General features: G+C 57.6%; 5 protein-coding genes and 1 pseudogene. 5 read left to right on the top strand and 1 reads right to left on the bottom strand.

Features of this window, described 5'->3' with window-relative positions:
- The first annotated feature begins 773 nt into the window (after nt 1–773).
- The 5 genes and pseudogenes from M3436_19040 (at nt 774) to M3436_19020 (ending at nt 4,734) form a co-directional block, all read left to right on the top strand.
- A complete protein-coding gene (locus tag M3436_19040) occupies nt 774–1,055 on the top strand; it encodes a hypothetical protein (GenBank protein MDQ3566088.1) in 282 nt (93 codons plus the stop codon).
- A gap of 32 nt (nt 1,056–1,087) precedes the next feature.
- Entirely contained in the window at nt 1,088–1,249 is a 162-nt protein-coding gene (locus M3436_19035) for a hypothetical protein (protein ID MDQ3566087.1), read from the top strand.
- A 211-nt stretch (nt 1,250–1,460) separates the two neighbouring features.
- Nucleotides 1,461–2,303, top strand: a complete 843-nt coding sequence (locus M3436_19030) for an IS1595 family transposase (protein ID MDQ3566086.1) — start codon at nt 1,461–1,463, stop codon at nt 2,301–2,303.
- Nucleotides 2,304–2,722: 419 nt separating this feature from the next.
- Nucleotides 2,723–4,183, top strand: coding sequence for an alkaline phosphatase family protein (locus M3436_19025; protein MDQ3566085.1), 1,461 nt, complete (start codon nt 2,723–2,725; stop codon nt 4,181–4,183).
- Nucleotides 4,184–4,463: 280 nt separating this feature from the next.
- Nucleotides 4,464–4,734 (top strand): annotated as a pseudogene (locus M3436_19020) (AAA domain-containing protein).
- 173 nt (nt 4,735–4,907) lie between these two features.
- Here M3436_19020 and M3436_19015 read toward each other — a convergent pair.
- A partial coding sequence (locus M3436_19015; GenBank protein MDQ3566084.1) for a hypothetical protein occupies nt 4,908–5,191 on the bottom strand: 284 nt, incomplete at its 5' end.

Here is a 5,191-nt window from a genome sequence, read left to right as displayed (position 1 = left end):
GATCACGGCTGTGCCGCCAGGCTTCAGCACCGATGAATCTCCTCCAGAACCGGATCGAGTTTACCCACGTGCTCCATCACCTGGTTGCACAGAACGCATCAAAAGCCGCGTCCGGCAGGGGTCAGCGGCTCTCCGGGTCGATCACTGTATCGACCTAGGGTCCCGGCAGAACGTCAATGCCAAAATACTTGCTGACACCCCCAAACACGCATTGTAGGCTTGTCCTCGCACCCCACGTCAAGCACCTCGCCCCCACCAAGCGCGGACAGTGCCTGTACGAGGTCGGACCGCAGGTCCTTCATCGCCAGCCATTGAAAATGCACAACCGTTGCCGCGGGTGCATGCCACACAGACTGTCATAAAGGGCGCTATACGCCCGACCCAGGGCGCTGGTCATGCCTGCCCCCAATGACATTTCAGGGAGATACCCGCGACCCGCAGCCGGCTGGGCCAGAGCCTCCGACGTATGTCTTTTGTTATCCTGGCACCCGATCCAGAGCCGCCGTCCTGGCCTCAATAGGCTTTCTAGCAACGCAATTGATGTAGGGGGAAGTTGAGCGGTTTGGCGTGAAGACGGGAACGGCGCCGTCCAATATCCAGAAAGCCTTGGAAACCCACGATCTCAGCCGCACCAACGGAACGTACAGAAAACTCCCACGCTGCGACTCGATATTGACCACCCCCAGGTTTACGAAGATGAAGTAGCTGCGCGTCACGATATCGAGCCCGGCATCTGCGTGAGCGCTCGCCAGCGCGTTTCAGTCCAGCGGCACATGGATGTCGTAGACTCTCCGGTCTGCCCACTTCTGCAGGAACACGAGCTGCATGAGTATTTTGTGGCGGCCGAGCGTGAGGCATTGGCCAAGGAGTTAGCACGGTTGGATGTGGATCTGCCGGCGGTGACGCTTGAGGGTGAGTTATACCGACGGGTGGTGCGCTGCCAGGAGACCTATGTGAGTGCGGCGGGCCCGGTTCAGGTGATGCGGAGCTTATATCGGCGTGGACGAGGTGAAGAGGGACGCTGTGTCCGCTGGAGCTACGTGCGGGCATTGTAGAGGGCCGCTGGACGCCGCTCGCGGCTCAGCAGGTGGCTTTTGTGGTCGCGCATCTGACGCCGCAGGAAGGCGAGGATCTGTTTCGGGAGCTAGGGAACATGACGCCTTCGAAATCGAGCCTTGACCGGCTGCCCAAGCAACTGAGCCGACCCTCCCCCTTGACCCGGCTCGCGCGAGACGGCAAACGGTCCTGAAATTTGGTACCTCGGGCCGATAAATGGCCCGAAAATTCCCCGAAGTGGGTATCCACTTCACCCCACCGGGTACCAGATGTAGTATGGGACGATGGGCGATCCATTCCAACCGCGTGCTGGTGTGGACTATCCGCGCACGTTTTAGGAGTTTGACGAGTGGTTTGCGACCGAGGCTGGATGTCGGGATTATCTTGTGCGACTTCGATGGCCCATGGGTTTTCGATGCCCGCACTGTGATGCGCGAGATGAACCGTGGGTTACGGCACGCAACTGCCTACGTTGCAAGGGCTGTCGAGGCGAGGTTTCAATCACGGCGGGAACCTTGTTTGCCGGGACACGCAAGTCATTGCGAGCGTGGTTTCTGGCCATTTGGTTTGTGACGAGTCAGAAGCGCCAGCGCGCTGGGGCTGCAACGCGTGCTGGGTTTAGGGAGTTATCAAACGGCATGGACGTGGCTTCACAAGATGCGGCGCGCCATGGTATTCGCGGGGAGGATCGTCTCAGCGGGGCAGTCGAGGTGGATGAGACCTTTATCGGGGCACCGGAAGAAGAGGTTCACGGCCGTGAGACCGAGCATAAAGCCATCGTGGTGGTGGCGGTAGAGACACGCGGACGAGCAATGGGGCGCATTCGGCTACAGCGTATCCAAGACGCTTCAGCGGGGCAGATCATTCCCTTCACCCAAAAGTCAATCAGCGAAGGCGCCTCGATCATTACGGATGGGTGGCGAGGATACGCCGGATTGAAAAGCCTCGGGTATGAGCACACCACCAGAAACATCAAACGTAGCGGTGTTCCTGCCCATGAACTTCTACCCCGGGTCCATCGGGTTGCCTCCCATTTGAAGCGATGGTTTCTCGGAACGCTTCAAGGTGGCGTTCAGCGCCGTCATCTCGACTATTATCTGGACGAATTCACGTTTCGCTTCAATCGTCGTACGTCACGGTCACGCGGATTACTCTTCTACCGCTTAATGCAGCAAGCGGCTACGACGGATTCAGTATCGTATAGACGCCTGTTGAGCGGGACGGAAGCACCCAACCACAATATATAGATAGAGGTGGGGCGAAGTGGATACCCACTTTCCCCGATTCTGGACCGAGACTTGCCTGATTGACAATTCCCAGGTCCAACAGTACTGTTCCTTTCGACGAAAAAGGGCGTTTATTCTTCCTAGCGCGGCCTCAGGCCGCAACCAAATGCCATACGAAACTTCTTCTCCAAATGCAAAGAAGTCACGGCGGAAGAATCTACGTTTTTCGGAGACTACGTTCCGAAAAGCGGCCCCTGTCGGGGCAGTAGATATCGAGAATATTTTGTCAGTGTTGTTTTTGTAAGCGCCTATACGCGCGCGATATCAGCTTGCCGCGCGAAGATGGCAGGCGGAGCGGTTGGCGTCTACTTCGCCCAACTAACGGAATGTTAGTGAAACTACGGGAGCTGTGACGCTCGAGCGAGGGTGACGATCAGAGCATGAAGCACTTGGAGGATCCGACAACATTTTTGAGCGCGGTGCGTGGCAAGCTACCGCTCGTCCTCTATGAGTTGAACGAGGTGCCTTGGCGCGTCATCGACTGGTATGCCGGTGTCAACCCCGATTCTGAGATCGCCGCGCTGATGGGGCATGCCACGACGTTCACTACCGAAACGCGCGATAAAGGCGAACTGCATCCCTGGACGACGTGGCCATCGCTGCATCGGGGCGCATATAACACACAGCATAGAATTTTTTTCTTGAATCAGGACAGGAGTTGCGCGTCGGGCTTTCCGCCGGTGTGGGAAGTGGCGGCCACCGCCGGCCTGCGCGTTGGCGTCTTTGGTAGCCTGCAGTCCTATCCCGTTCCGCAGGGGCAGCAATACGCGTTCTACGTGCCGGATACTTTCGCGCCCAGGCCAGAAACCCATCCGCCGCGATATTCGCCATTTCAACGCTTCAACCTGCGGCAAACGCGGGCCGACGGAGCGGTCGCAAGCGACGTCAAGGTCGACGGCGCCGTGCTCGAGGACGTGATTCGGCTCCCGGGGGCTGGGGTGACGCTGAGAACTTTCGGCGCTCTGGCGTTGCATCTGCTAAAGGAGAAGCTGAATCCGCTGCACCGGGTGCGCCGGCCGCTGATGCAGCCGCTTGTGGGGTTCGATGTGTTTCGCGATGCTTTGCGCAGATACCGGCCCGATTTCTGCACCTTCTTCACGAATCATGTGGCTAGCGTGATGCATCGGTACTGGAAGTACACGTTTCCTGAGGATTTCGGCTTCGTGCCAAGCACGCGAAGCGATGCGTTCCACTCGCAGAATATTCGAGTTGCAATGGACATCGCGGATCGCCAGATCGGCGAACTACGGAAGCATGTCGACGCGACCGGCGGCCAGCTTGTAATAGCTTCGAGCATGGGCCAGCAAGCGGTTGAGCGTGGAGAATACAAGGGAGAGTTGCGAATCGACGACGTAAGGGCGTTTGCTCGCGCCATTGGATTCAGCGGTTCATTCAAGAACCATCTTGCGATGCAGCCGGACTTCAACTTTGAGTTCGACTCCGCCGCCGATACGGAGGAGTTCTGTGCCAAGGCAGCGCGCGTTGTGGACACTGCCGGAAATAGCGTCTGGTACCGATTCAGGCGAGAAGGAAAAACGGTGAACTTGGGTCTGCTGACGCCGCCGGACCTGCTTTTGCGCCAGGCGTTGTCGGAGTCCGGGGCTTCAAGGGATCTGCCCTTTGATACGTCGGGTGTCAGGGTGATTCAACGCGACGTTGGAACGGGCTACCATCAGCCGTGCGGTTCGTTGATTTGGTATCAGCGTGACTTGGTTCCATCAACTGTGCGCTCGCCGGTTGAGAGCGCCGCAGTAAAACAGATGATTCTGGAGGCTCTAGGTGTCGGCGTCTCCGGGGTTGAGACCAATTTGCTCCAGACCAAAGTGGGAGTTCGCTCATGACGCGCGCTGGCAAGTCTGCTGTTTGTTCGCGATTGCCATTTATTTTGCTGGGCACTCTGGGCAGTAGCGACCACGCTGTGCGTTCCGATACTGTATCTACTCGCGGCCACCTTGCGGCCGTAAACGGAATGGATGCCTACGCCGCAAGCGGCTTAGCTTAAAGCCGAGCTTCTATGCGGATAAAACAACAAAACCGTCCCCGGAAGTACCACATTTTGTTGGTTTATTTATCCGATTCCGTCGCAGGATCTGGCGGACGCTGACGCGGTATTGATGCGTTCGGGTCGGTACCGTGGATAAATTCCAAGGGCAGGAGGCCCTGTTGTCATTTATTCGATGGCCACATCGACTCCTGAGGATGAACCCCGTGGTGTGGATTCTTGTACAGCCTTAACCGGTACAATGTCGCGACCTCACGCGCGCAGTGTGCCAGTATTCTGGTCGCAAGTCCCCGCCTCTTTGAGCCGGAGTACAAGACGCCGCGCCAGATGCACCTTGCGAATGCACTCTGCCGATACAGCGACCTCGATCGAGTCGCGGAATTGCGTTAGCTCAAACACTTAGCTGCAGTGACCACAAGATACTTGCCGTCACGACCTGCCTACGATTACGTTGTAGGGCACCAGGAGGCGTGGCGACCAAGTGGCCGGGCAGTCAGTATTTTCTAATCCTAAAATGAGCCTGAAAAGGTAGAGTCCCCCCTTAGAGAGAAGGACTCCTGACCTCAGGGGGATGCCTGGGGGCGTTGGGAGCCTGGGCGCTGCGGTTGCTGCTCATGGATGCGTTGAGAGAGTTGTTGCCGTGCCTTGTGTAACTGTGCTGCCGCCTCATTGTCGCTTATTTCCATAGTCAGTGCATCGAGTTGCTCGAAGGTGACGCCAGGCTTGAGGAAGCGCGTGGCGTTGGGGAGCGATTTGAGCTTTTCATAGGGGGTCATCATGAGCTCATAGGAATAGCGTTTCCGCTGTTTGCCCTTGGCGTCCCTGATGACCTCTGGAAAGAAGCAGG

Source organism: Pseudomonadota bacterium, from assembly GCA_030859565.1.
GTDB lineage: Bacteria > Pseudomonadota > Gammaproteobacteria > JACCXJ01 > JACCXJ01 > USCg-Taylor.
This window is presented reverse-complemented; position numbering and strand designations above follow the sequence as displayed.

Excerpts from the sequence above, each read along its gene's own strand:
- M3436_19025 (MDQ3566085.1), top strand. The coding sequence starts at position 2,723 with ATGAAGCACTTGGAGGATCCGACAACATTTTTGAGCGCGGTGCGTGGC.
- M3436_19030 (MDQ3566086.1), top strand. The coding sequence starts at position 1,461 with ATGGGTTTTCGATGCCCGCACTGTGATGCGCGAGATGAACCGTGGGTT.
- M3436_19040 (MDQ3566088.1), top strand. The coding sequence starts at position 774 with ATGGATGTCGTAGACTCTCCGGTCTGCCCACTTCTGCAGGAACACGAG.